15 protein-coding genes are annotated in these 26,164 nt (G+C 70.5%); 13 read left to right on the forward strand and 2 right to left on the reverse strand.

Translation table 11 applies throughout. The features are described from left to right. The first annotated feature begins 110 nt into the window (after positions 1 to 110). The 3 genes from HUA78_RS30205 (at position 111) to HUA78_RS30215 (ending at position 3,228) form a co-directional block, all read left to right on the forward strand. The gene (locus HUA78_RS30205) at positions 111 to 854 is read left to right on the forward strand and encodes a peptidoglycan DD-metalloendopeptidase family protein (protein ID WP_371745694.1); all 744 of its coding nucleotides are present in this window, start codon (positions 111 to 113) and stop codon (positions 852 to 854) included. A 130-nt stretch (positions 855 to 984) separates the two neighbouring features. Then, a complete protein-coding gene (locus tag HUA78_RS30210; protein ID WP_174455606.1) occupies positions 985 to 2,076 on the forward strand; it encodes a hypothetical protein in 1,092 nt (363 codons plus the stop codon). 15 nt (positions 2,077 to 2,091) lie between these two features. After that, on the forward strand, positions 2,092 to 3,228 hold the full coding sequence (locus HUA78_RS30215) for a lipopolysaccharide assembly protein LapB (protein ID WP_174455605.1): 1,137 nt from the start codon (positions 2,092 to 2,094) through the stop codon (positions 3,226 to 3,228). A gap of 34 nt (positions 3,229 to 3,262) precedes the next feature. Here HUA78_RS30215 and lexA read toward each other — a convergent pair whose 3' ends face one another. Further along, positions 3,263 to 3,928, reverse strand: a complete 666-nt coding sequence (lexA, locus tag HUA78_RS30220) for a transcriptional repressor LexA (protein ID WP_141648756.1) — start codon at positions 3,926 to 3,928, stop codon at positions 3,263 to 3,265. A 198-nt stretch (positions 3,929 to 4,126) separates the two neighbouring features. On the opposite strand from lexA, the gene HUA78_RS30225 reads away from it, so the two are divergent. The 7 genes from HUA78_RS30225 (at position 4,127) to HUA78_RS30255 (ending at position 20,844) form a co-directional block, all read left to right on the forward strand. After that, a complete protein-coding gene (locus tag HUA78_RS30225) occupies positions 4,127 to 7,453 on the forward strand; it encodes a response regulator (RefSeq protein WP_141648755.1) in 3,327 nt (1,108 codons plus the stop codon). Next, positions 7,450 to 9,297 carry a sensor histidine kinase gene (locus HUA78_RS30230; protein ID WP_174477724.1) on the forward strand — a complete coding sequence of 616 codons (1,848 nt, stop codon included), beginning with the start codon at positions 7,450 to 7,452 and terminating at the stop codon, positions 9,295 to 9,297. Before HUA78_RS30225 ends, HUA78_RS30230 begins: the two co-directional genes overlap by 4 nt. Before the next feature lie 36 nt (positions 9,298 to 9,333). After that, entirely contained in the window at positions 9,334 to 10,302 is a 969-nt protein-coding gene (locus HUA78_RS30235) for a FecR domain-containing protein (protein ID WP_174455603.1), read from the forward strand. A gap of 249 nt (positions 10,303 to 10,551) precedes the next feature. Continuing rightward, positions 10,552 to 12,219: a hypothetical protein gene (locus HUA78_RS30240; RefSeq protein ID WP_174477725.1), complete on the forward strand. Its 1,668-nt coding sequence runs from the start codon at positions 10,552 to 10,554 to the stop codon at positions 12,217 to 12,219. Between the two features lie 43 nt (positions 12,220 to 12,262). Further along, the gene (locus tag HUA78_RS30245; protein ID WP_174477726.1) at positions 12,263 to 14,167 is read left to right on the forward strand and encodes a hypothetical protein; all 1,905 of its coding nucleotides are present in this window, start codon (positions 12,263 to 12,265) and stop codon (positions 14,165 to 14,167) included. Continuing rightward, positions 14,164 to 17,769 carry a flagellar motor protein gene (locus tag HUA78_RS30250; protein WP_174477727.1) on the forward strand — a complete coding sequence of 1,202 codons (3,606 nt, stop codon included), beginning with the start codon at positions 14,164 to 14,166 and terminating at the stop codon, positions 17,767 to 17,769. Before HUA78_RS30245 ends, HUA78_RS30250 begins: the two co-directional genes overlap by 4 nt. A gap of 9 nt (positions 17,770 to 17,778) precedes the next feature. Then, complete coding sequence (locus tag HUA78_RS30255) at positions 17,779 to 20,844, forward strand: hypothetical protein (RefSeq protein WP_174477728.1); 3,066 nt, start codon at positions 17,779 to 17,781, stop codon at positions 20,842 to 20,844. A gap of 1 nt (position 20,845) precedes the next feature. On the opposite strand, the gene HUA78_RS30260 is transcribed toward HUA78_RS30255, so the two are convergent. Further along, on the reverse strand, positions 20,846 to 22,240 hold the full coding sequence (locus HUA78_RS30260; RefSeq protein WP_174477729.1) for a response regulator: 1,395 nt from the start codon (positions 22,238 to 22,240) through the stop codon (positions 20,846 to 20,848). A 12-nt stretch (positions 22,241 to 22,252) separates the two neighbouring features. Between HUA78_RS30260 and HUA78_RS30265 the strand changes: the two genes are divergently transcribed. The 3 genes from HUA78_RS30265 (at position 22,253) to HUA78_RS30275 (ending at position 26,128) form a co-directional block, all read left to right on the forward strand. Further along, positions 22,253 to 22,639 (forward strand): VOC family protein, encoded by a 387-nt coding sequence (locus HUA78_RS30265; protein WP_174455597.1) that lies wholly within the window; start codon positions 22,253 to 22,255, stop codon positions 22,637 to 22,639. Positions 22,640 to 22,693: 54 nt separating this feature from the next. Continuing rightward, the gene (locus HUA78_RS30270; RefSeq protein ID WP_174462538.1) at positions 22,694 to 24,070 is read left to right on the forward strand and encodes a general secretion pathway protein GspE; all 1,377 of its coding nucleotides are present in this window, start codon (positions 22,694 to 22,696) and stop codon (positions 24,068 to 24,070) included. Between the two features lie 117 nt (positions 24,071 to 24,187). Beyond that, positions 24,188 to 26,128, forward strand: a complete 1,941-nt coding sequence (locus HUA78_RS30275) for an ATP-binding protein (RefSeq protein ID WP_174477730.1) — start codon at positions 24,188 to 24,190, stop codon at positions 26,126 to 26,128. The last annotated feature ends 36 nt before the right edge of the window (positions 26,129 to 26,164 follow it).

Consider the following 26,164-nt stretch of genomic DNA (forward strand, 5'->3'; position numbering starts at 1 on the left):
GGGCGGAGCTCACGCTGGTGGACTCGGACGCGCCAGCCCCGTCCGGTGAGACGCGTGGGGCGCCTGCCCCTGCCTCCTCGGAGCCCGCGCCGCCACCGCGCAATGGGGCGTTGCCGTTCGCCTTGCGCGCCGCGCACCCGGAGCCGGAGCTGGTGTCCGTGCGGCACCGCGTCGCGCCGGGCGAGACGATGTACCGCATCGCCAAGACCTACGGCCTCACGGTGGACGAGCTGTCCTCCGCCAACGGCATCAAGGATGTTCGCGCGCTGGCGGTGGGGCAGGAGCTGACGATTCCGGGCGTGGAGCGCAGCGTGCCGGTGGAGTCGTCGGACACGCTCGCCGCGGAAGCGGACCCGGAGCCCGTGCGGACGTCCACCGGTGCGGCGCCCCGGCAGGTGGTGGCGCGTCGCGAGGAGCCACCACGTCGGCCCGCGTCGCGTCCTGGCGCCGGGCGGCCCCGGCTGGCCACCCAGGGGATGATTGACTGGCCCCTGAGGGGCGTCCTGTATGGGCGCTTCGGGAAGAAGGGGCGCGAGCCCCATGACGGCATCGATCTGGCCGCGCCCGCGGGCACACCGGTGAAGACGGCGCAGGAAGGCACGGTGCTCTACGCGGGCGAGCAGCGTGGCTACGGCAATATCGTCATCGTCGAGCACGCCAACCGGCTCATCACCCTCTACGCGCACAACCGCGACCTGCGCGTGCGCACCGGGCAGAAGGTGCGCCGGGAGCAGGTCATCGCCACCGTGGGCGAGTCCGGCAAGACGTCCGGCCCGCACCTGCACTTCGAGCTGCGCCTGGACGGAAAACCGGTGGACCCGCTCGACTACCTGGGGCCGATGCCTTCCACCTGAGCCTCGGGGCAGAGGCTCGCCTCCTTCCTCGCCCGTGGACCTGGATTCGGAGGGCGCACCCCGCGAATTCAGGCGCCAGGGCCCGAGGCCCCCTCTGGGACCGGGCCAGGGGAGGGTAGAGTGCCGCGCCGTGCCGCACCCCTTCGCACAGCTCGCCCTCCTCCTCGTCCTTCTCGCTCCGACCGCACGGGCCCAGGTGTTCTCCCCGTCGAGCGGGCCTGACTCCGAAGCCGCGGCCGCCGGGCCGACGGCGCCTTCGTCGAAGGAGGAGGCGCCCCTTCGCGTCGCGGTGCTCGCGTTCGAGGCCAACGCCTCCGCCCGGGACTCCGCGACGGGCGTCACCTCGCTCATCACCGGGCGGCTGGCCGAGGCCCCTCGCCTGTGGGTCGTCTCCCAGCGTGACGTCGAAGCGTCGCTCGATGACGCCCAGCGCCGGCAGCTCGCGGACCTCAAGACGTCGTGCGAGCGGGGCGCCTGCCTCAAGGACCTCTCCACGCTCACCGGGGCGCGGTTCGTCGTCATCGGCCGCGTGGACCGCTTCGGCGATTCCTACCTGCTCTCCGCCAATCTCCTCGACACCGAGCGCGAGGAGAGCCTGTCCAAGCCGCGCGCGGAGTCGCCCGAGGCGGACACCCTGTTCCCCACCGTCTACGCCATCGCCGACGCGCTGGTCGCCGAGCTGGTGGCTCCCGGTGTGACCCAGGGCGCGCGGCCGCTCATCGGCGGGGCTCCCATGGTCGGCGGCGGTGGCCTCTCGCTGGGCCTGCGCATCAACAACAACTTCGTCGACAAGCTGGCCAACTTCAATCCAGGCGCCGACCTGGAGGTGGGCTACTGGTTCCACCCGGAGTGGCTCGGCTTCGTCCAGGTGGGCTTCTCCTATCTGCGCTCCGACACAGCGGGCGCAGAGGGTGGCCTCAACGTCCTGCCCAGCGTCGTCGGCGCGCGCCACTACCACAACGTGGAGAAGTCACTGCGCCCCTATTGGGGTTTCGGCCTGGGCGTGCAGCTGTCCTTCGGCGACTTCGGCATCTTCCAGTCCACCGGGCCGCTGCCCACCGTCGTCGGTTTCCTCGGGCTGGAGTACCTCATCGCCGGACACGTCGGCGTCCAACTGGAGGCCGGTACGAATGTGGCCCAGGCCGTGCTCGGACTCGCGGAGTCCAAGCTCGGCGATGGCCTCAATCTGGACCTCAACCTGGGCATCGCGTACCACTTCTAGGATTCGGAGCCCCCCATGTTCTCGCGCCTGCGTTCCCTGTCCCTGATTGCCCTGCTCGCCACCGCCGCCTGTGACGACAGTCCCACGGTGACGCCCAAGGACCACGCGGAGGGCCTCTACATCAAGGGCACCGCCGAGTATCTCCAGGGCCATTTCGAGGCCTCGCTCGCGTCCTTCGAGGAGATGCGCAAGCTGGCGCCCACCGACCCCCGGTTGCCTGCGGCTCGCGGCGAGGTCTTCCTCTCCATGGGCAAACTCGCCGAGGCCGCCACCGAGTTCGAGGCTGCCCTCAAGCAGGACCCCAAGCGCTCCACCAACTGGAGCCGCCTGGGCTTCGTCCAGGCCCAGTTGGGCCGCCCCGATGAGGCCCTCAGCTCGCTGCGCAAGGCCGTGGCGCTGTACCCCAACGACTTCAACGCGCTGGAGCAGTTGGGAGAAATCCACCTCAAGAAGGGCGAGCAGGACGAGGCCATCCGCCACTTCATCCTGGCCGCCAACGCCGCCTCGGGCTCGGTGAAGTCCGAACTCGTCCTCCGCACCACCGAGGTGCTCATCCAGGTCGGCCGCCAGCAGGAGGTGCTCGCGCTCGTGCAGAAGGCCGCCAACGAGGGCATCCGCACGGCGGCGGTGCTCACCGCGCTGGGAGACGCCCTGGTGCGCGCGGGCAAGCTGCCCGAGGCCGCCGCCGCCTACAAGGAAGCCGCCAGCAAGTCCCCCAGGGACCCCACGCTGTGGGAGCTGGTGGGCACCATCCAGCTGCAGCTCGACAAGCCGGGGGAGGCCATCGATGCGTACAAGGAATCCCTGCGCGTGAAGGACCGTGCCATCGTCCACGTGGCGCTGGCCCGAATCCAGCTCGCGATGAAGAGCAAGCAGGGCGCGGAGCAGGAACTCGCCGCGGCGCTCGAGTCCGTGCAGGGCAACGACGTGCGCGAGCTGCGGGAGCTGGCCGACCTGCTCGTCACCATGGAGCGCAAGCCGGATGCGCTGCGCATCCTCGCCAGCCTCAGCGCCGAGCACGACCTGGTGAAGGACGCCGACCTGCAGCTCTCCACGGCGCGGCTCGCCCGGGAGCTGAAGGATGTCGTGCTGGAGAAGGCCGCGTGCACCCGCGCGCTGGCCGCGGACCCTCGCGTGAAGAAGTGCCCCTGAGCGTGGGCCCAGGGGCGGAGGGCCCGCGACGACGCTACGCGCGCCCGCCCTGCATCTTCCGGTAGACGCCCACCACCAGGCCCAGAATCATCGTCGAGCGGAACTCCGTGCGGCTCACGTAGATGGGCTGCATGGTGGCGTTCGCCGGCTGGAAGCGGATGCGCTCGCCTTCCGGGTAGTAGCGCTTCACCGTGGCCTCGTCCTCGATGAGCGCCACGACGATGTCGCCCGGATTGGCCGCCGGCGTCTTCTTCACGAAGAGGTAGTCGCCGTCGTGGATGCCGTCGTCGATCATCGACTGGCCCTTCACCCGCAGGGCGAAGACCTCCCGGCCATTCACGCCGCCCAGGAGGAAGCTGTCGATCTTGACCGAGTCCTCCATGTGCTCCTGCGCGAGCAGGGGCGCGCCGGCCGCCACCTTGCCCAGCAGGGGGACCTCCACCATGCCAGCGTCGCGCTTGGCGCCCAGGCCCAGCAGCAACCGTGCTCGCTTGGTGGGCACCAGGGAGCGGCTCTGCTGCTCACCCCGGTTCAGGTAGCCCTTTCGCTCCAACGCCTTCAGGTGGTCATTCACCCCGTTGGTGGAGCGGATATCCATGTGCTCGCCAATCTCCCGGATGGTGGGCGGGAATCCGCGAGTCTCCGACTCCTTCACGATGAAGCTGAGAATCTCGCGCTGGCGGTCCGTCAGCTCTTCCATGCGCTCCCTCGCTCGGCCGGCCTGATTCCCTTGGGGCAGGTCCCCAGGCAACAGGCTTTCAGTGTCCACTTTCCCTGAACATACGTGTAGAGTCAATCCGTTCAGTGTCCCACGGCGCACCCTCAGTGCGTGTCGAACTTTTCGGCATTCTCAGTTCTTGAGGGCAGACGACGATCTCGACGTACAATTCCGCCCGCTTTGTCCGAGCTCCGCCACACGCTGCTCTTCGTCGACGATGAGGCCGACGTCCTGGACATCCTTTCGCGGATGTTCCAGCGCCGGTATCGCGTCCTCACGGCCTTGAGCGGTCAGGCCGCGTTGGAAGTCCTACGTCGCGAGTCGGTGGACGTGCTCGTCACGGACCAACGGATGCCGGAGATGACGGGCATCGAGCTGGCCGCGACAGCCCGCGCGGAGGGGTTCGACGTCACCACGCTCCTGCTGACGGGCTTCACCGACCCTGATGACCTCATCGCGGCCATCAACAAGGGGCAGGTGTACCGGTACATCACCAAGCCCTGGGACGTGAACGACCTGCTCATCACCGTGAAGAACGCGGTGGAGTACACGCAGCTGCGGCGGGACAAGGAGCGGCTCATCCGCCAGCTCCACCAGCGCGTGGAAGCGCTGTTCGTGCTGTACGAGGTGAGCCGGGCCAGCGCGAATGATCCGGCCAGCTACGACAACATCATCGACCGCGTGCTCATCGCCGTGGCGCGCGTGCTGCCGTACGACTGCGGCGCGGCGCTCATCGCCCCGGACGAGTCGCGCAGCGCGACGCTGCGGCTGCGCTGCCACGGCACCGTGGGCGAGCAGGCGCTGTTGGGCGTGAAGGAGTCGATGCTCGGCGCGTACCGCAAGAGCAGCGGCCTGCTGTTGCCGGAGGACCGGGTCATCACCCGCGTGGCGGGGACGACGACGCAGGACGCGGCGGCGCCTGCTGTCTACCCCAGCCAGCTCACGGTGAACCTGGTCGCAGGTGGGCGTCCGGTGGGCATGCTGTCGCTGTTCAGCCAGCGCGCGGACGCGTTCACCGAGGACGACGGCGTGCTGTTGGACGTGCTCGCCAACCAGACGGCGGACGCCATCCAGTCCCTGCGCTCGGCGGAGGAAGAGGCTCGCCACCGCATGGAGCGGATGGTGGAGTCCATGGCCGACGGCGTGGTGCTCACCGACGAGAAGAACGACATCGTCGTGATGAACCCGGCGGCGCGCAGGCTCTTGCGCGTGGGGGATGATCCGACCGAGCACACCAGCCGGATGATGGAGGAGCGGCTGGGCTTCCAGCCCTTCCACCTGGTGCGCGGCTGGGAGTACAGCGGCACGCAGGTGCTGCGCGAGGAGGTGAAGCTCTTCGACCGGCATGTGCAGACCACCACCACCCCGGTGAGCGATGCGCGCGGCACGCTGCGCGGCGTGTGCGTGGTGCTGCGCGACATCACCGACCAGAAGCGGTTGGAGGAGCGCAAGGACGAGTTCGTCTCCATGGTGAGCCACGAGCTGCGCACGCCGCTCACGTCCATCTCCGGCGCGCTGGACCTGGTGCTCAACTTCATGGCCGGGGACATCAACGAGCGGCAGCGCCGCTACCTGTCGCTGGCGCGGGACTCGACCGAGAAGCTCAACACCATCGTCGACGACCTGCTGGACCTGTCGAAGTTCGCCAAGGGCCGGCTGCGGATGAACTTCGAGGTCGCCTACCTGGACGAGCTCGTCCAGCGGGTGGTGGAGAAGTACGGCCCGGCCTTCGGTGAGAAGCGCGTGCAGGTGACGCCGGGGCTGCCGCGCCATCCGCTGCGCGTCGTCGCCGACCCGAACCGGCTCAACCAGGTCCTCAACAACCTGCTCAACAACGCGGTGAAGTTCACGCCGGAGGGCGGCGAGGTGCGCGTTGAGCTGCACGCCACGTCCAGCCTGCCCGGCTACGTGGTGCTCTCCTGCTGGAACAGCGGCGACCCCATCGCCGAGGACAGCCTGGAGCGCATCTTCGACCGCTTCGAGCAGGCGCGCACCAAGGCCAACCGCACCGTGCGCGGCACGGGCCTGGGCCTGGCCATCTGCCGCAACATCGTGGAGGCCCACGGCGGCCGCATCTGGTGCGAGCCGTGCGCGGATGGCGTGCGCTTCATGGCGGTGCTGCCCACCGAGCCGCCGCCGGAGCTGCGCCAGTCCGACGACGCGGGCGAGGCGCCGGGCCCCCGACGACGCGAGAGCCGGGGCCGCGTGCTGGTCATCGAGGGCGAGCCGGAGGTCGGCTACATCGCCAAGGCGCTGATGTCCGCGCGCGGCTACGACGTGCGGCTGGCGTTCAACGCGGAAGAGGGCCTGGCGAGCGCTCGGCTCCACCACCCGGACATGGTGCTGGTGTCCGTGCGGCTGCCGGACGTGGACGGGCTGCGGCTGGCGGAGATCCTCCGGCATGACCCCGAGACGCGGCGCGCGCCGCTGCTCCTCTCGTCCGCCTTCGACGAGCGCCAGCGCGCCTTCCGCGCCGGAGCCGATGCCTTCCTGGTGCGCCCGCTGATGCCGGACAAGCTGCTGGCCACGGTGGACTCGCTGGTGCGTGGCCGCGCGGGCACGGCCCACGGACGCGTGCTGGTGGTGGACGACGACGTGAAGATCGCCACCATCTGCCGCGAGGTGCTGGAGAACATCGGCTTCGACGTGGTGGTGGCGGGCTCGCTGGAAGAGGGGCGCCGCTCCCTGCGCGAGCGCCGGCCGGATGTCATCCTGCTGGACGTGACGCTGCCGGACGGCGATGGCTTCCTCTTCCTGGAGGAGATCAAGGCCGAGCGCGCCAGTGGCCACATCTCCGTCATCTTCATCTCCGCTCGCGCGGAGACGTCCTCGAAGGTGCGCGCCCTCAAGCTGGGTGGTGACGACTACCTCACCAAGCCGTTCGACGCGCTGGAGCTGGGCGCCCGGGTGGAGAGCGTGCTGCGCCGCAAGGAGCAGGAGCTGTCGGCCTCTCCGACGACGCAGCTTCCGGGCTCCACCGCCATCGAACGCGAGGTGCAGCGGCGGCTCGTGGCTCGGCGGCCGTTCGCGTTCTGCTACCTGGACCTGGACAACCTCAAGGCCTACAACGACTACTACGGCTTCGCGAAGGCCGACGGCGTCGTGCGCCAGACGGGCGACCTGATGCGCGAAATCTTCGCGCAGGAAGGACTGCCCGGAGACTTCCTGGGACACGTGGCCGGGGACGACTTCGTCTTCATCGCCGCGCCGGAGTCGGTCGACCGCGTCTGTCAGACAGCAATCGAAACTTTCGACCGCATCATCCCGCTCTACTACGACCGGCAGGACCGCGAGCGGGGCCACATCGAGGCGGAAGACCGCTTCGGAGAGCGCCGGCGCTTCCCCATCATGAGCGTGTCCATCGTCGCGGTGATGACGGACGGCACCCAGGACCACGCGGAGCTTGCCCGGCGCGCGGCGGACATGAAGAAGCGCGCCAAGGCCATCCTGGGCTCCGTCTATCTGCGCAGTGACCGCGAGCAGGTGGTACGCTCCGTCGCCGGGTGAGGCTCTACCAGCAGCTGGTCCTGTTCATGCTCGCGGCAACGGTGCTGCCGCTCGCCGCGGTCGGCTTCCTGTTGCTCTCGCGCGCCGAGGCGGAGCTCGCTGCTCGCATCGACGCGGAGCAACGCACGCGGGCTTCCGCCGCGGCGGAGGCCGTGGGTGCCACGTTGATGGAGGTGGTGGACGCGCTGGCGCGCTCCGCCGAACTCATCGACTGGCAGTCCGCCACGGAGGCGGAAACAGTGGGAGGGCTGCGCCTGCTCTACGGCCAGTCCCCGGCGGTGAGCGCGGTGTTGAAGCTCGACGCCCACGGCCGCCCGCTGGGCGCGCCCGTGTTCCGGACACAGGGCGTGGAGGGGCACCCTGGCTTCCAGGCAGAGGGGCTCACGCGGATGGTCCAGTCCGTGCCCGTGCAGCAGCTCCGCGGAGGCGGCAAGGGACAGGCCGCGCTCGGCGGCGCCTATGTCCACGCGGAGAGCGGGCACGCGGCGGTGGCCGTGGCGGTGAAGCTGGCTGATGGCGAGGATGCCCCCTTCGCGCTGGCGGAGGTGGTCTTCGAGCCGCTGGAGGCCGCGCTGCTCCGCCGTCCCGAGGGCGCCTTGGGGCGCGTGGACCTGGTGGACGAGGACCGGCGAATCCTCGCGAGCTCCGAGCCCGCGCGACGCATGAGCACGCTGGCCCCGGAGCTGGCCGCGCATCTGTTGACGCAGACGGCCCCGGAGCCGGACGTGGTGCGCAGCTTCCGCGTGGAGGGGCCGCCCCGGCGCGTGAGCGTGGCGCGGGTGTCCCGCGGCCTGCGCTTCGATGTGGTGGTGGAGTTGGACGAGGCCACGGCCCTGGCTCCAGTGCACGCCATGCGGCGCACGGTGCTGGCCTCCATCGGCGGGGCGTTCTTCGTGCTCCTCGGGCTGGGCGCGCTCTTCACGCGGCGGCTCAACCGCAGGCTGGAAGAGGTGGTCCAGGGCGCGGAGGCCTACGGGCGCGGCGAGCTGAGCCGGCGCGTCAAGGTGGAAGGCCAGGACGAGCTGAGCGAGCTGGCGAACACCTTCAACCGCATGGGCGAGGAGCTGGAGTCGGCCCGCGCCAGGATGCTGCGCTGGAATGACGAATTGCGCATGCGCGTGGACGAGGCCACCCACGATTTGCGAGGCGCGCAGGCCCAGCTGCTCGAGGCCCAGAAGCTGGCGGCGGTGGGACAGCTCGGCGCGGGCGTGGCGCACGAAATCAACAACCCGCTGGCCGGCATCCTCGGCAACGTGCAGTTGCTCATGCTGGACCGAGGCACCTCGGACCCTGATTTGGAGACGCTGCGCAAAATCGAGCACAGCGCCAAGCGCTGCAAGGAAATCACCCAGAACCTCCTGCGCTTCTCCCAGCAGCGCGAGCGCGCCGACCTGCGCCCGGTGGACCTCAACGCCGTGGTGCGCGATGCCCTCAGCCTCACCGAACATCAGATTCTCAGTGACGGCGTGACACTTGCCACCCAGTTGTCACCGGGTCTGAGCCGTGTTCGCGCCGACCCCGGGCACCTGTCCCAGGTCATCCTCGCGCTCCTGTCCAACGCGCGCACGGCGATGCTGAAGTCCCCCACGCGGCGGCTCACCCTGCGCACGGGCCAGCGCGACGGCCGGACGTTCCTGGAGGTGGAGGACACCGGCAAGGGCATCTCCCCCGACATCCGTCCTCGCATCTTCGAGCCCTTCTTCACCACCAAGGACGTGTGGTCCAACGTGGGGTTGGGCTTGAGCGTGGCCTGGCGCGTCGTGACGGAGTCAGGTGGAACGCTCTCCGTCCGCTCGGAAGTAGGGCAGGGGGCCTGCTTCACCGTCGAGCTGCCGAGGGCCTGAGCATCCCACTCGGGCTGTGATAGCTAGAGAGACGCCATGGCCGAGCCCCGCCCCTCCCGGCGCCAGACGCCTTTCTTCGTCGGCCTCGCGCTGATCCTCGCGGCGTTGCCGTTGGGATGGTTCATCTTCCTGCGCGAGCCGCCTCCGCCGCCCCCGCCTCCCGCTCCGCCCGTGGTGTCGGTGCCGGCGCCCGTGGTGCCCAAGGCGATGGAGCTGGAGCTGACCGAGGTGACGGGCACCGTCGAGGTGAAGGAAGGCGACGGCACCTGGCGCACGGCTTCCGTGGGCATGGCCCTGCGGCGGCACGACAAGGTGCGCACCAACGACGGCTCCTACGCGGTGCTCATCGGCGGTGAGGCGGTGGAGTTCCGCATGGACCCGGGCACCGAGGTGTCCGTGGAGGAGCTGACCGCGTCGGTGTCCCGCATCCTGCTCGCCAACGGCATGGCGACCGCCGTCGTGCGGCCCGGCAAGCGCCACACCTTCGAGGTGAAGGCCGCGCAGAGCGACGCGGTGGCGACCCTGCAGGAAGCCGGTGCCTTCACCATGAGCAACAACGGCCAGGGCACCGTGGCCGTGGGCACGCGCGAGGGTGAAGTGACGTTGCTCGGTCAGGGCAAGGTCGTCATCGTCCGTGCGGGCCAGCAGTCCGTCATCCGTCCCGGTCAGGCCCCGTCGGAGCCGGCGGCTGTTCCCACCAGCCTGCTGCTCAAGGTGGACTGGCCCTCGGAGCGCACGCGCCGGGAGAAGGACCTCGTGGTTCGGGGCCAGACGACACCCGGCAGCCGAGTCCAGGTGAACGACGTGCGAGTCCTCGCCGACGCGGACGGACGCTTCGAGCGCAAGGTGAAGCTGCGCGAAGGCTCCAACACCGTGGACGTGCGCGCCGTGGGTGTGGGGCGTGTCGAGCAGCACGAGAAGGCGGAGCTCATCGTCGACACCCGGCCGCCCTCGCTCAAGACGGACCCCGACATCTGGAACCAGGCCAGCGACGCGGCTCCCTGACTCTGGGAGCGTGCGGGCAAGCAGTCGGCTTGACCCCTGCCAGGGGGTCTCCCTAGACTCTGAACCACAGTCGTTCCTGTTCAAGGGCAATCCTGGCCGAAAGGCCTGGTGCGCAAAGCCGCGGGGCCTGAAGTCCGGCCGGCCGTGACCGCCGTGGGAAGCACGCTCCGGGGAGCATTCCGGGCCCACTGCGCCTTGTGCGGGCCATGGGTCTGTCGTTCCTGAGTCCCCCCGGGAAGGTGGTTTCCGATGCTGCGCGCTCTGGCCCTCTTGACGTGCTTGTTGCCTGCGCTGTCCCCCGCCTCCCCTGAAGTCGGCAGTCTCTCCGGGTCCGCGAAGCTGGTGAACGGTGGCCCTGGAGACCAGACGGACCCGCACGTGAGCGGGGCCCTGGTCGCCTACACGAGCGAATCCGGAGGCACGAGCGAGATTCGCTACCACGACCTGGCGTCTGGGACGGACCAGGCGATTCCGAACGACGGCGCGTTCGACTTCGTGTCGGACATCAGCGGAAGCACCGTGGTGTTCACCCGCGTCAACACCTCCAGCGCCATCTTCACGTACGAGGTGGGCACGGCGCAGGCGCCGGTGGAGCTGGCGCCGCAAGCGGGCAGCAGTCGCAGGGCGGCGGTGATTGGCGGTCGCACCGTGGCGTGGCAGGACTTCGGCTACACCGGCAGCACGCTGGAGCCGGAGATCGCCCTCTTCGATCTGGACCAGGGCACGCTCACCCGGCTCACGGATGATCGCATGCTGGACCGCACGCCGTCGGTGGCTCCGGACGGGAAGACGGTGGTCTGGGCCAAGTGCGACGCGCAGGGGCAGCACTGCGACATCTGGCAGGCGCGCTGGGCTGGCAATGGCTTCAACTCGCAGGCGCTCACCGGCAGCGAGGGCGAGGAGTCGCAGCCCGACACCAATGGGGACATCGTCGTCTACGCCAGCACGCGCACGGTGGATGGGGTGTCGGACCGCGACATCTACTGGAAGCCGGTGAATGGCGGCACCGAGCAGCGACTCGCGCTGCCGGGACTGGATGCGAACCCCAGCATCAGCGGCTCGTTGATCGCCTTCGAGCGCAAGGACCCGGCGAAGGGCGACTTCGACATCGCGCTCTACGACCTGGATACGCAGACGCTCTACCTGCTCACCAAATCGGCGGAGAACGAGAACCTCAACGACTTGAGCGTGGCCGACGACGGCACGGTGCGCGTGGTGTGGACGGTGGCGGAGAACGGTGACTTCAACGTGCACTCGTTCACCTTCAAGCTGCCGGGAAACGCCCCCTGCGAGGACGTGGCGTCCGCGGAGCCTCCGCGCACGGCCGAGGCGGTGTGCACGCAGCCGGGGTCCACGCCGCTGCTCGCCGCGCTGGAAGTGGCGCGGACCACGGGCCAGCCCAACGCGGTGTCACTCGGCTTCTACGGCCTGGGGGCCGGGGTGCTGTGCGTCGACAACGGCTACAGCGGCGAGCGCGCCACGTCCGGCTGGGTGTGGCTGGACGGCGCCGAAATCGTCGACCCCTCCAGCTTCAAGCCCACCGTGTCGCTCGTGGCCCGAGATGTCACCCTGGATGGCAACACCTGGCTGGCGGCGCTGATCTCCGGAAATGCCGGAAGCTCCTTCCGCATTCGCATTTATGGCACCGCGTCACAGTGCGACGTGACGCCGCCTCCCGTGAAGGGGGAGGAGCGCATCCCCGGCGAGTACGTGGCTCCCCTGTCCCTCGAGGTGGGTGGGGTGTCATCCCTGACCTTTGTGCCGCAAGGCGAAACACATGGAGCAGGGTGTAGCGCGGGAGGCACGTCGATGGCGGCGGCCGGGTTGGCGCTGGTGGCGTTGTGGCTGGCGCGTCCCCGGCGTGTCTCCGTGAGGGTTTCGCGGAAGGAACTTCGGCGGAGCGGACGGGCCCTGTAGACTTCGTCTCGTCCTGAAACATTTTCCGCTCCCAGTCCTTGTGATGCTGTGCGTGTGTGCTTCGGCCAGAGCCGACACACTCGAACTGCTTGGGCCGTCGTCCGCCGTGACGCCAGAGGGCTTCCCGGTGGCGGTGGTTCGCAAGGATGCGTCCGGAGTGCCGGTGCCCTTGGTGGGGACGCCGACCCTCACGGTGGATGGCGCGGAGCTTCGAGAAGGGCCCGCGCAGCCGCCGCTTCGCACCTTCATCGTCGTGCCCCGCCCAGGCGCGCGCGACGTGCAGGTGCGCGCGCGGGTGGATGGACTGGAGGCGCAGGCGCGCTTCGTGCTCGGACCTCCCGCCACGGACGTGAAGCTGGGGTTGGAGCCCGCCGCGCCGGTGAAGGGGCGCGACAAGGAGGCGGTGCTCACGGTGAGTCTGCTGCGGCCGGACGGCACGGCTGACGACAGCGGCGCGCCGCCAGTGGTGCGGGTCAGCACCGGCAGGGTGGAAGGGCTGGAGCGCGTCGCGCCGGGGACCTATCGCGCGCGCTACGTCCTCCCGGACACGCGCCATCCGGAGGTGGCCATCCTGGTGGCGTTCTCCGCGTGGCCCAGCCCGCAGTCCGTCCACGGGGCCTATGGGCGCGTGCTGGTGCCGCTCGCCGCGTCGGTGAACCTGCCGGGCACGACGGAGCCGGATGCGCGCATGTCCATCGACATCGCGGGGGAGAGCTTTGGCCCCGTGACGGCGGGACCGGATGGCCGCTTCCGTCTTCCCATCGTCGTGCCGCCGGGACATCGCTTCGGCCAGGGCCGCGTGGTGGACAGGGCCGGCAATGCGCGGCGTGAGAACATCGACTTGAAACTGCCGCCCACCGACGGGCTCGCGTGTGTGTTTCAACCGCAGCGACTGCCGGCGGATGGTGTGTCTCAGGCGCGGCTCCTGTGCGCGACGAGCGACCCTTTGGGCAAGCCCGTGGAGGACGCGAAGGTGACGGCGCAGGCGCGTCGCGGTGTCCTGCGAGGACCGTCACGCGCGGCGGGCGGCATGCTGGAGTGGCTCTACACGGCGCCTCGGACGCTCGGCGATGACGAGCGAATCGAAGCCGCGTGGCCCCAGCGCGGCGCGGGCTCTCGCGAGGTGTTGTCGCTGCAGCTCGTGCAGGGGCCGGTGGCGGAGCTGGCCATGTCCGTGTCGGAGGCGCTCGTGCACCGGGGCGCACAGGCGCGGGTGTCCGTGCGCGCGCGGGATGCGCTCGGCCGTGCACGCCCCGGAGCGACGTTGTCGCTGGAGGCTCCCGAGGGTGGCTTCACGCCCGCGGTGGAGTCCGCGCCCGGTGACTTCGCGAGTGCCTGGCAGCCGCCTGTCGCTGGGGGCGCGGAGCAGGTGACGCTGAGCGCTCGGGCCTGGGGGCCGGTGGGCAGCGAGCCCGCGCGCATCGCAGTGTGGCCGCGCGGAGGCGTGCTGTATGCGGGCGTCTCCGACCTGGCGGGACTGCCGGTGCCTTCGCAGCCGTTGCGCCTGGATGGACATGAGCTGACCACGGGCCTGGACGGCACGGTGGCCCTGGGCGCGTTGTCGCCGGGGACGCACCTGGTGGCGCATGGCCTGTGGACGGGATTGGTGCGCACCGTCCACGTCCTGGGCGGCGAGGGACTGGCGTATCCGCTGGATGTGCCGCTCGTGCCGGAGGCCGTCTCGCAGCAGGTGCGCGTGGCGCCCGAGGTTCCCGTCAACGTGCGGCTCCGCGGGGAAGGCGCTCGCGTGACGTACTGGCTGGAGGACTCTCGCGGGCACGTCCTGGAAGGGCGCGCGGTGCATGTCGCGCTGTCGGACGGAACGCGTGAGGGCGAAGAGGTTCGCGAGGGACGCACGTCGTTCACCGTGCGCTCCACGCGTCCGGTGAGCGTCTCCGTGGCGGACGTGGCCACGGGTGTCACCGCGCTCATCGAGGTGCGCCCATGAGGCTTCCGGGCCTGCTTCTCGTGAGCGCGATGCTCTGCACCGGGGCGGCCTGGGGACAGGGCGTGTCCATGGACGTGCCCTCGCTGGCGTCCACCATCGCCGGTCGCGTGTGTCTGGATGTCGATGGGGATGGGCGCTGTGGCGTTGACGAGCCAGGTGTCGCGGGAGTGCGGCTGGTGCTGACGACGGGGCGCGAGGTGCGCACGGACTCGCGAGGACGCTTCCACCTCACGGGCGTGGACTCCCGCACGCCGGACGCCACGCGCGGCCTGCACCTGCGTCCGGGGCGCCACCGGCTCAAGGTGGATCCGCGCTCGCTGCCGGCCGCCAGTCGTGTGACTCCGGAGGCCGCCACGGTGGAGGTGCCGTGGGGCGCCGTCGCCCTCCAGGACTTCGCGGTGCGCAGTCTGGCTTCGGATGCGCCGCCGCTGGAGCTGTCCTATTCGCGAGTACCTCCCGTGGCGGACGTGGTCGCCGGCGAGGGGGCCGTGCGCTTTCGTCTCGCGGGTCAGGCCGCCGTGGGAGACCGCGTGCGCGTCGGTGCGCTGGACGCGGAGGTGGATGCTCGCGGTGGGTGGAGCGCCTGGGTTCCCCTCATCGCCGGGGACAACACGCTGGCCATCCAGGCCACGGCTCCGGATGGCAGGGTGCGCCTGTCACGGCAGCAGGTCGACGTCGTGCGCCGGGCCGAAGGCTGGTTGGTGGTGCCGAGGCCGCTGGTGCTCGTGGGCTCCTTCCAGCTCCCCTCCGCGCGTGACGAGGCCGCGGCCAGTGGTGTCACCCGGCTGAAGGTGGAGGCTCCGGCGGGGACGTCGGTGCGAGGCCCTGAGGGTGAGTCTTCCGTGGTCGGGCCCGAGGGTCGCGTGGAGGTCCCCGTGACGCTGGCTTCAGGGAACAACCGCGTGACGTTGGCCCTGACGCCGCCAGGAGGCTCCGCGCACGAGACGGTGGTGGACATCCTCGCGGAGCCGAGGCCGTTCGCGGTGGGGTTGCTGGACCTCGAAGCGAGCTATTCGCCGGCGGACAGCGACTTCCAGCTGCGAGGCCGGGGCTCGGCGCACGCGGAAGTGCGCCTGGGGCCGGTGGACGTGGTGGGGGAGTTGGACCTGCGCGACACGGATGGCCGCACGCTGCGCGGCGCGGAGCTTCCGGACTGGCTGCGTCCTCGCGTCCCCGAGCGTTTCGACCGGGTGGCGGACCCGGACTTCTCGCCGGAGGAGTGGGGCGACGACTCGGTGTCGCTGACGCCGAACGCCACCGAGGCCCGGCTTCGCGTGGAGGCGCGTCACCCGGACTTCGGCCGCGCGGGGTTGGGCACGTACCGGGCGCTGGTGCAGGACCGCGAGGTGGGCCGCTACCACCGCCCCCTCTTCGGCCCCTATGCGGAGCTGACCACCTCGAGCGAGAAGGGCCCGGGGCTCCGCGCCGGTGTGGATGCTTTCGGCGGCAGCCTCACGGACCCGACGCGGGGGCTCTCGGCCGTCCCCGCCCATGAAGAGCTGCGCGCGACGGGCGGCAGCCTCTTCTACCTGGGCGCGGTGTCGGTGGCGGAGGGCTCGGAGCTGGTTCGCGTGGAGGTGCGCGACGGCGTCACCGGTCTGCCGTTGGCGGAGCGCCACCTGGTGCGCGGGCGCGACTACGACATCGACTACTTCGCCGGGCGCATCCTGCTGTCGCGGCCGTTGTCGTTCCTCGCGGGCGACACCTTCCTTCGCACCGACATGCTCACGGAGGCTCCGGAGCCGGTGCTCGTCGTCGACTACGCGGCGCTGCGCACGACGGGCACGGAGGACTCCGGTGGTGGCGAGGTGTGGGCCGAGTGGGGCGGCGCGCGCGTGGGGCTGGCCGCGGTGCGGGAAGGCCGCGAGGGCCGTCCCTACACGCTGTACTCGGGCCGGGGCTCGGCGCGACTGGGCGCGTACTCACTGGAGGCGGAGGCGGCCTCCAGTCGTGGCATGGCGGTGGACTCGGCCGTGTTCGGGGTGTCCGACGACGGAGGCCTGAGCTTCCTGCGCCCTGGCGCGGGGCTGGCGACGGGCGGCGAGGCCCTGGGACTGCGCATGCGGGGGCCGGGCCTGTGGGGCGACGGCACCGTGGATGCGTCCTATCGCTGGCGCGGGCGGGGCTTCTCGGATGGCGCGCACCTGGATGCGGCGCGCTTCCAGCAACTCGCCCTGCGTCTGCGTCAGCCGTTGGGACGGCTGCGTTTGTTGCTGCTCGCGGATGGTCGCAACTCGGCGGACCCTCGCGAGCCCTTCGTGGACAACCCCTTCTCCGCGAGCACCGTGGGCGCGAGCGTGGGGTGGGAGGAGTCCACCTGGGGGGTGAGCGTGGAGGCGCGGGACGCTCGGCTCAAGGCGGCGGAGGTCGTGGGGCAAGGCGAGGCGCTGACGGGCGGCCGCACCTCCGTGGGCGTCGCGGGTCGCTACCGGCTGCTCGACGGCCTCTGGCTCCAGGCCTCGCATCGCCAGAAGCTTGCTCTGCATGGCGCGGGGCCGGGACGCGTGGACGACACGTTCAGTGCGGCGGGCGTGGACGTCGAACTGGGGCGCGACACGCGCGTGGGTGTGCGCGGTGGTTGGGGGCCGGAGCTGGGGCCTCGCGCGTGGGCCAACGTGGAGTCTCGTCGCGGCTCGGACGTGTACTACGGCGGCTACTCGGTGGACGTGGATGGGCCGGACTTCGGTGCCGGACGGACGCTCACGGGCGCTCGCACGGAGCTGCCCGACAGCGGCACCGCGCTGTTCGTCGAGGAGGTGGGCCTGCACGACGCGACGTCCGTGCGGCTGTCGCGGGCGGTGGGCCTCCAGAAGACGGTGCTGGATGGCTTCAGCGTGGGCGCTCGCTACGAGCGCGGCGTGCGCAGCCTGCTGGACGTGAATCCTCCGCTGCGGCGCGACGCGGGCGGCGTCTTCGGACAGTTGCTCCTGGAAAAGCTGCGGGTGGAGGGGCGGTTCGAACTGCGACGGGAGAAGGGCACGCCGGAGCGCGGCACGACGGAGGCCGTGGACCGGTTGCAGACGGTGGTGGCGCTGGCCGCCGAGGCGGAGCTGGCGCGCGACGTGACGGCCTCCGGTCGCGTGGACTTCTCGCGAACCCTCAACGACGACGCGTTGGAGGCCCGGCTGTTGGAGGGCTACGCGGCGTTGGCGTGGCGACCCGGACCGTGGCTCGTGGTGGCGCGATACGGAGTCACCCGGGAGCTGCTGCCGGGCACTCGCGCCGCCTTCGGCGACAGGGCGCTCCAGATTCTCTCCCTGCTTCCCGCGGTGCGCCTGGGCGACAGGTTCTCCGTCGCGGCGGGACTGCACGCGGGACACAGCAGCCTGGAAGGCTCCTCGCGGTGGGTGTGGACGGGCACGGTGCGCCCCGCCGTCCGGGTGGTGGGTGGGCTGCAAGTGGCGGGCGAACTGGCGCGTCGGACGGCTTCACCCGACGGCGACCGGCTGACAGCGGTGCGGGCTGAAGTGGCATATCGGATGGATGAGAAGCTCCGAATGGCCGTCGGGTACACACTGCTGGGCTTCAGCGGCTTGGGTTTGGGCTCCGAGTCGTCCGAAGATCAGGACCGTCTCTACCTCCGGGCAGAGCTCGCCTACTAGGAGTATCGCGTGCGCTCCGGCATCCTCATCTGCCTCTGCTTGGGACTGTCCGCGGTGGCCGCCGCGGAGTGGAAGGAAGGCCTCCCGGTCGCGGGAGAACCGAGCGATGTGAGGGTGTGGCGTCCTGGCACCGTCGCCATTGCTTCCTCCCAGGGCGTGGAGCTCCACATCGACGGGGAGCAGGTGGCCAACCGGGTCTTGTCGCCCGCCGTGGGCACATTGCTGTTGTCCTCGGGTTGCTTCGCGGGCGTGCGGGGGGATGGGGATATCTTCGCCCACAACGACTGCCTTCCTCCTGACAGCATCCTCCCGGAGCTGCCCACCGCGACGACGACCGAGGTTCGCCGGGTGATACAGACCGCGTCGGGCACTGGCTACGCCTCCGTCGCGGTCGATACGAACGAGTTCCTGCTGCTGCACGCGAGCCCGTCCCAAACCGCCACCTTCCCGTGGAACACCCGCGTCCTGGAGACGGGGCAGTACAAGGCGACGTCGGTGATGGGCGTGACGGAGACCGCGGGTGGAGTGGCCCATGCGATCATCCCCGTCGTCGGCAATCCGAACCTCCTCTACATCCGAGGCGACCGGAGCGAGGCCGCGTTCAACATGGACGCTTCGCTGACGACGCTGCCGCTCCTGACAGTGGACCTCATCTCCACGAGCGGGGTGTATCCCATCATCCTGGCGGGCAACTCGGATGGACTGTTCCGCGCGCCGCTCTCCGCATCGCCGGTTCCCCAGGACTTCCAGCGCGTCACGCTGCTCGACTCGGGACCGGTGAGCATCGTGTCCGTGGACATGAACACCGAGCTGAGCAGCAGCCGGGGGACGGGCTTTGGCCTCGCGGTGGGCACGCGCAACGGCGGAGAGAACGTCGTGCTCGGCGCGGTGCCGACGGGAAGCGCGACCGACTCGGGGGTGACGTGGCGAATCCATCCCGCGTTCGCCAACGCGTCGTTGCCGGTGTCGGACCCGTTCGCCCAGGTGTCCTGCGTGGACTCCACCTTCTGCGTCATCACCCTGCGCAACCCGGTGCAGAACGTCATCTACTACATCAACGCCGTGGCACCGGTGTTCGGAGCGATTCCGGCGCCGGTCAACATCAACGAGGCCACGACGCGGACGCTGGATGTGACGGCGACCGATGAGGACGGCGACGCGGTCCGAGTCTCCGCGGAGGTGGGGCAGTCATTGGTGCAGGTCAACGCCACGCCCGGAGTGGACGCGGTGTCGCTGTCCCTCACGGCTCCAGTGGTCTGCGAGCCGACGATGACCCAGTTCACGGTGTTCGCCTCGGATGGTCTGGGCACGCATGACCGGCAGGCCACCGTGTCCGTGCGCATCGAAAACACGGAGGGACCCGGGGCGCCCGTGGTGATGCCGCTCCAGGCCACGACGTCCGCGGGAGGCCCCGCGCTCGTGTTCGCCGCGTCACCGGGCGCCGGAATCTGCGAGTCCGTGGACTACGTGTGGAGCACGCCCCCGGGCCAGCCGGTGTTGCACACGGACGCGGGCGGCCGCTCCGCCACGTTCATGCCGTCGGACTTCCTCTGCTCGGCGACAGGCGCGCGTTACACGTACGAGGTGCGGGCGAGGGACAAGGGCCTGGCTCCATCCGAGCCCACGACGTTCACCGTGGACGTGCGGCCGTGGGGAAAGCCCGCGGCGCCCTTTGCGCCGAACACCGTGCGCCCGTTGACCTCTGGGCACACCGTGGAGCTGCGTCCCGAAGCACTGCACCCCTGTGAAGCCACGGCGGGGCTGCCGCAAGTAGAGACGGTGTGGCGGCTCCAGGATGGGGGCGCGGTGCCTCCGGGGCTGACGGTGAAGGATGGTGCCGGCAACCCCGTCGACCTGACCTCGCCCGTCACCGCGCCAGTGCTCCAGGTGTCAGCGGAGAGCTGCGCGAGCACGTCGCTGACGCTGGTGGCCCGCAACCGGATGACCGTCGCGGGAGTCGGCGTGTTGGAAGGGCCGGAGTCCGTGGTGAAGGTGGAGGCCCAACCGGAGGCGGAGGATGTGTCGGCCGCCAGCCTCGACCTGTCGATGCGTGTCACGGGCGGGCAGGACGTCGAGGCGACGCTGGGCACGTCCCTGCGCTGCCCTGGGGCGCATGCGCTCAAGGCGCGCATGTTCCTGGAGTCCGCCGATGGCGCGCCCATTTCCTCCCAGGTGGTGCCCGTGCCCGGTGCGTGGCGCTTCCAGTTGCCAGCGGTCTGCTCGGCCACCCCGTACACGGTGCGAGGCGAGCTCTTCTCCGACGTCGCCGCCCCCGTCGAGGCGGGCCGGGCGCGACAGACGGTGACTTCCGAGGCGCGAGCGGTCGCCCTGGGTGAGCTGGAGGGTGAGGCGCTCGTCGCGCGTTGTGGCGAGGGCGCGACGACGACCCTCACGCAGGAGATTCCTCCCGACGCGTGCTCGGACGTGAGCGTCTCCTGGTCCCAGGAAGGTGGCCCCGCGCTCGCGCAGGGCGAGCTGTCGGGCCGCAGCGTCACCGTGGCCACGCGCGAGACAGGCCTGCAGGAGCTGGTGGGGACGTCCGTCACCCTGCGCGTCAGTGCCGACGCGGGTGGGGGCAACGCGGCGGCGCGGGTGCACACGGTGCCGATTGTCGCGGAGCCTTTTGTCGACGTGGCGCATTCCACGGAGACCGCCTCCGGCCAGGAGACCGGACTGGTGGGTGTGGTGGTGCAGCTGAGCAACACCACCGACTGTGCCGTCACGGGCCTGCGCTACGTGGAGCGCGTCGAGGGAATGGAGCTCGTGCCCGGCAGCGTGAAGGTCGCGGGGCTGGCCCTCGCGGAGCAGTCCGATGAGGGAGGCTTCGCCGTGGAGGGGGTCGCGCTCGCCGCGCACGCGACGAGCACGCTGACGTACGTGGCCCGGCCTCGGCTGCTGTCCTCGCCGCGCTTCACTGGCGAGGTGTTCCTCAACGGCGTGCCCGTATCGGGAGCCCTGTCGCGCGAGCCATCCTCGTCCTGTGGCTGCTCGCAGGGAAGCTCGGGCGGGGCCCTGTTGGGTTTGCTCGCGGTGGCTCAGTGGCTGCGCCGTCGTCGGGACGGCGCGCGGCGCTGAATCAGAGGCCGAAGGAGATGCGGTGGCGGCGGCTGGGCGTCTCCGGCCGCTCCTCCAGCACGCCGAGCAGCTCCAGGCCCCGCAGCGTCGCCAGGGCCTGTCGCTCCGACAGGTCCGTCAGCGCGAGCAGGTCCTCCACCGTCTTGCTGCCGTCCGCGTAGGCCAGGAGCAAGGCCTGCGGCCCTTGCAGCTTCAACTCGTGCAGGCCGTAGGGCGGGTCGGCGGTGGGGAACAGGCGACGTCCCTGGCCCATGCGCTGACGCAGGGCCACCAGCGTCTCCGTCTTCTCCACACCCTCGAGCACCAGGTCGCCCGGGAAGACGGACAGCTTCACGAGGTCCGCGCGCTGCGGCCTCATGGCGCTGAAGCCGTAGGCGCCTTCCGTCCAGGTGAAGGTGGACCAGAGCAGCTCGCGGACCTGCTCCTCCAGGAGCTGTCGCCGCCTCGGGGCATCCAGCACGCCCAGGCGAATCATCGCCTCGCCGGTGCGCAGCCCCTGCTGCTTCGCGACGGCGGCCACCTCCGCGAGCTTCTCCTCCGTGAGCACGCCGCGCCGGACGCAGAAGCGACCGAAGCGCTCGTGGGCCAGGTTGGAGGCCGCGTACACGATGCGGCCGGACTCGAAGTAGACGACCTTGAGGATGGAGCCCTGCTGGAGCTTCAGCTCCCCGTGGTGGCGCGCCTCGTAATAGGCGTTGAGCAGCCGCGCCACGGAGGTGTCCTTCAGGTCTCCACCGAGGGACCACTCGGGCAGCGCGCGCCGTGTCTTGGCCGACGCGGGCTGAGCGTCGGTCCACACCTTCCCCCGGTGGGCGAAGGGCAGCGGCAGGGCCGGCTCCTCGCTCTCCAGGCCGGGCAGCGGCGCGGAGTCGGGGATGGCCTGCATGGGTGCACTGGCCTCGCCCGCGTCCTCCTCCGTGTCGGGAATCAGCTCCTCCAAGACGATGAGGTCCACGTCGTCGAGCAGCTCATCCTGGGCCGCGTCTTCCTCCACGGGAGGCGCGGCGCGGGGCACGGGCTCGACGCCGCCCGCGCGCTCCAGGGCCTCCATCACGGTGATGAGCTCGAAGGGCTTCTCGAAGAAGCCTCGGGCGCCATGGACCTGCACGGCCTCCTGCGCGAAGCGGTCACCCTTGTACACACCGCTCACCGCGATGGCGGGGATGCCGTGGGCCCGCAGGGCACCGAGCACCTCGCTGCCTCGGATGTCGGGAAGCAGCAGGTCCACCAGCGCCGCGTCCCACTGGGAGCCGGGGCTGAGCGCCTCCAGCGCGGCCTCGCCGGTGTGCACGGCGCGCGCGTCGTGGCCCCGGCTCTGGGCCGTGGAGACGATGAGGGAGGCCAGCTCGTGGTTGTCCTCGACGATGAGCAGTCGCGCCATGGGCGGCCGGACCATAGCATCGCCCCCATGAACGTTCAGGGCTTCCACCACGTGGCCATCCAGGCGTGGGACATCGAGCGCGTGACAGCCTTCTACAGGGACTTGCTGGGCTTTCCCGAGCTCACCCGGCATCCGCGCCCGGACGGCACCCTGCGGAGCATCTGGGTGGGCGTGCCCGGGGGCGGCTTCCTGGCCATCGAGGCGGCGGGCGCGGAGCCCGAACCCCAGCCCTTCCGGCACCCGGGTCCGGGCCTGCTGATGCTGGCGTTCCGCATCGCGAGGGCGGAGCGCGACGCGGTGGTGTCCGAGCTTACTCAGGCGGGCGTACCCCTGGAGCACGAGACGCGGTGGACGGTGTACGTGAGGGATCCAGAGGGCAACCGGGTGGCGCTCAGTCACCACCCGGAGGACTAGGGGGCGGGGTGTGCGTGCTTGCGGACCGGGATGGGGCGCGGCTACAAGCCGGTCATGCGTCTGGGCGAACAGCTCCTGAAGGATGGCCTCGTCACCGCGGAGGGTCTCGAGGAGGCGCTCGAGGCGCAGGTGGTGCATGGCGGGCGGCTCGGGACGAACCTGGTGGAGCTGGGGCTGGTGTCCGAGGTGGACCTGGCCCGGGTGCTGGGCTCCCTGCACAACAGCGCGTTCGCCTCCGGGGAGATGGTGCCGGACCCCAAGGCGCTGGAGCTGGTGCCCGCCAACCAGGCGGATGACAAGGAGCTGCTCCCCATGCGGGTGGACGCGACGCGCCTGAGCGTCGCCGTGGTGAACCCGCACGACTTCGAGACGTTGGACGCGATTGCCTTCAAGACGGGCAAGCGCGTGGTGCCGGTGGTCATCCCCGAGTTCCGGATGAACCAGCTGCTGCGCCGCTACACCAAGGCGTTCCGCCCGCTGCGCGCCATCGACATGAACGCGGTGCGGCCCCGTCCCAAGCCGGGCTCGCCCCAGGCGGAGGCGGAGATCGCCAAGGCACAGGAGAAGCCGCCCGACCTGATGAGCGAGGAGGAGTTCCAGTCCGTCTACGCGCAGGCCCTGCGCGGTGGCGCGGACTACGAGGGCGACGTCGGCGAGGAGGAGGTCATCACTGGCGTCGAGGTGGTGGAGGCCCTGCCCGAGCTCCCGCCGATGCCCATGGCGACGGTGCCCGTGTCGCGTCCGGTGGCCCCGCCTCCCGCCATGCAGGCGCAGCCTCCCGCGCCGCGCCCGGTGGCGCCTCCGCCGCCCATGCCGCCCCCGCCTCCTCCGATGCAGGTGGGCGTGCCCGCGGCCCCGGTGCCCCCGAGGCCGCCGGTGGCACCCGTGGCGAGTCCTCCCATGGCCACCGCGCCCGTGCAGCGTCCGCCCGAGCCACCTCCCACGCCGCTGACGTTCGCGGAGGCGCAGGCGGAGCTGGCGCGCAGCACGGACCGCGAGGATGTGGCGCGCACGGTGCTGCGCTTCGCGCTGGGCAAGTGGCGGCGCAACCTGCTGCTGTCGGTGCAGGGCAGCCTTGTGACGGGCTGGCACGGCATGGGCCCGGGGGTGCGCGAGGCGGCGGTGCGTCGCATCGGCGTCGCGCTCCGGGAGCAGAGCACGTTCCGTCTGGTTCGCGACACCCGCTCGCACTACGTGGGGCCGGTGCGCCGCGACGCGGCGATGGGCGTGTTCTACAAGCTGCTGGGTGGCGGCTTCCCGACGACGGCGGTCATCCTGCCGCTGCTGGTCCGGGGCAAGGTCGTGCACCTGTTGTACGTGGACAATGGGCCGGATCAGCTCACGCCGCCGGATGTGGGCGAGCTGATGATCCTCTCGCAGAGCGTGGGTCGCTCGTACGAAGCGATGATGCGGCGCCGCAAGAGCGCGTAGTCCCCGTTCGGGATTCTCGAAGACGGTTCGGGTGTTCGCTGACGCCGCGGTGACGTGGCGTCGCGAGACCGGGTGCGTTTCGTCCCAGTGACGGACGCGGGTTCACGGGAGCAAGGCTTGGAAGACGACGGCAACCAGGGGACAGCACCGCACGAGGCGCAGCTCCGGGACCTCCTGGCCGCGATGGAGGCAGCCAACCAGGGTGACTTCTCACGGCGCGTGTCCGTCCGGGGCACGAATCCGCTCATGGACCGGTTGGCGGAGACCTTCAACACGGGCGCGGAGCGGTGGTCGGCCCTCTCGCGAGAGGTTGCCCGGGTGGGCCGCGAGGTGGGAGTCGAGGGGCGGCTCGGCGCGCGGGTGGACGTGGCGCGGTCCGTCGGAGCGTGGCGGGAGCTGGCGGACGGAGTGAATGTCCTCGCCGGCAGTCTCTCCGCGCAGGTGCGGGACCTCATCCGGGTGAGCGGCGCGGTGGCGCAAGGGGACCTGTCGCAGACGCTCACCGTGGAGGTCCGGGGCGAGTCGCTGGAGCTCAAGAACATCGTCAACAGGATGGTGGCGCAGTTGACGACCTTCGCGAGCGAGGTGAATCGCGTCTCGCGGCGGGTCGGTGTGGAGAGCACGGGCGGCGGCGCGGACACGGGGCACTCCGGCGTGTGGAAGGAGCTCAACGACAACGTGGGCTTCACCGAGAAGCTGGCGCTCGCGTCACGGCACAAGAGCGAGTTCCTGGCGAACATCAGCCACGAGCTGCGCACGCCGCTCAACAGCCTGCTCATCCTCGCGAAGCTCCTCTCGGAGGACTCGGACCAGCGGCTGGGGCCAAAGGAGGCGGAGTACGCGCGGACCATCCATGCCTCGGGCGTGGATCTGCTCTCTCTCATCAACGACCTGCTGGACCTGTCCAAGGTGGAGGCAGGGAAGCTGCGGATCGAACCGGAAGAGGTGGCGCTCACGGAGGTGAAGTCGCTCATCGAGCGCGACTTCCAACACGTCGCCGAGCAGAAGGGCCTGGGCTTCGGCGTCGCGCTCTCGGGCACGCTACCTCCGACGCTGCGCACCGACTCCATGCGGCTTCGGCAGGTGCTCAAGAACCTGCTGTCGAACGCCTTCAAGTTCACGGATGCGGGGCGAGTGGAGCTGCGCATCACCCAGATGGCCCAGGGGTTGTTCCACTTCGAGAACCCGGTCCTGAATCAGGCCGACGAGGTGCTGTCGTTCAGCGTCGTGGACACGGGCATCGGCATCGCGCAGGACAAGCTCCAGCGCATCTTCGAGGCCTTCCAGCAGGCGGAGCCGGGCACGGGTCGCAAATACGGGGGCACGGGCCTGGGGCTGTCCATCAGCCGCGAGCTGGCGCGCCTCCTGGGCGGAGAGCTGCATGTCGCCAGTGAGCTGGGGCGTGGCAGCACCTTCACGCTCTACCTGCCTGATGTCTATGTGGGGGCGGAAGCCCTGGACGAGGTGGAGGAGTCGCGGGACTCCACGCGCGCTGGAAGGTCCGTCGTGCAAGGCGCGGTGGAGCTTTCGGCGGCCGACATCCCGGCGTTTGCCCGGGGTGGGCCGACACAGGCTGGTCCTCGTGGGCCTGACGATGGCGCGAACTCAGTCCTGGTGGCGGGGGCTGGGGTCCTGGAAGAGGGGCGCGAGTCGAGAATGCTCGACTACGACGCGCCGCCCGAGACGGTCATGCGGCGTCGCGTGCTCGTCGTGGACGACAACATCCGAGAGGCCTTCTCACTCATCAGCGTCCTGGAGTCGCGCGGGCTGGAGAGCCTCCACGCGGAGAGCATGGACGAGGCCCTGCGTGTCCTGTCGGACTCGCCCGAAGTGGATGGACTGCTGCTGCTCATCGCGATGACGGAAGCGGGCTACACGGCCCTGAGGACGCTCCGCGCGGATGCGCGCTTCAGGGGGCTGCCCATCGTCGTCGTCACGGCGCATCCGCGCGATGACGAGCGGGCGAAGTGCCTGGACGCGGGCGCCAGCGACTGCGTGACGCGTCCCTTGGACACCGACCAGGTCATCGCGCTGCTGCGCCTGGAGCGCCGCGCGTAGGCGCTGGCAGGGCTCATTTCCGGGAGCGCCTGCCAG

This window comes from Myxococcus sp. CA033 (assembly GCF_013336625.1).
Lineage (GTDB): Bacteria > Myxococcota > Myxococcia > Myxococcales > Myxococcaceae > Myxococcus > Myxococcus llanfairpwllgwyngyllgogerychwyrndrobwllllantysiliogogogochensis.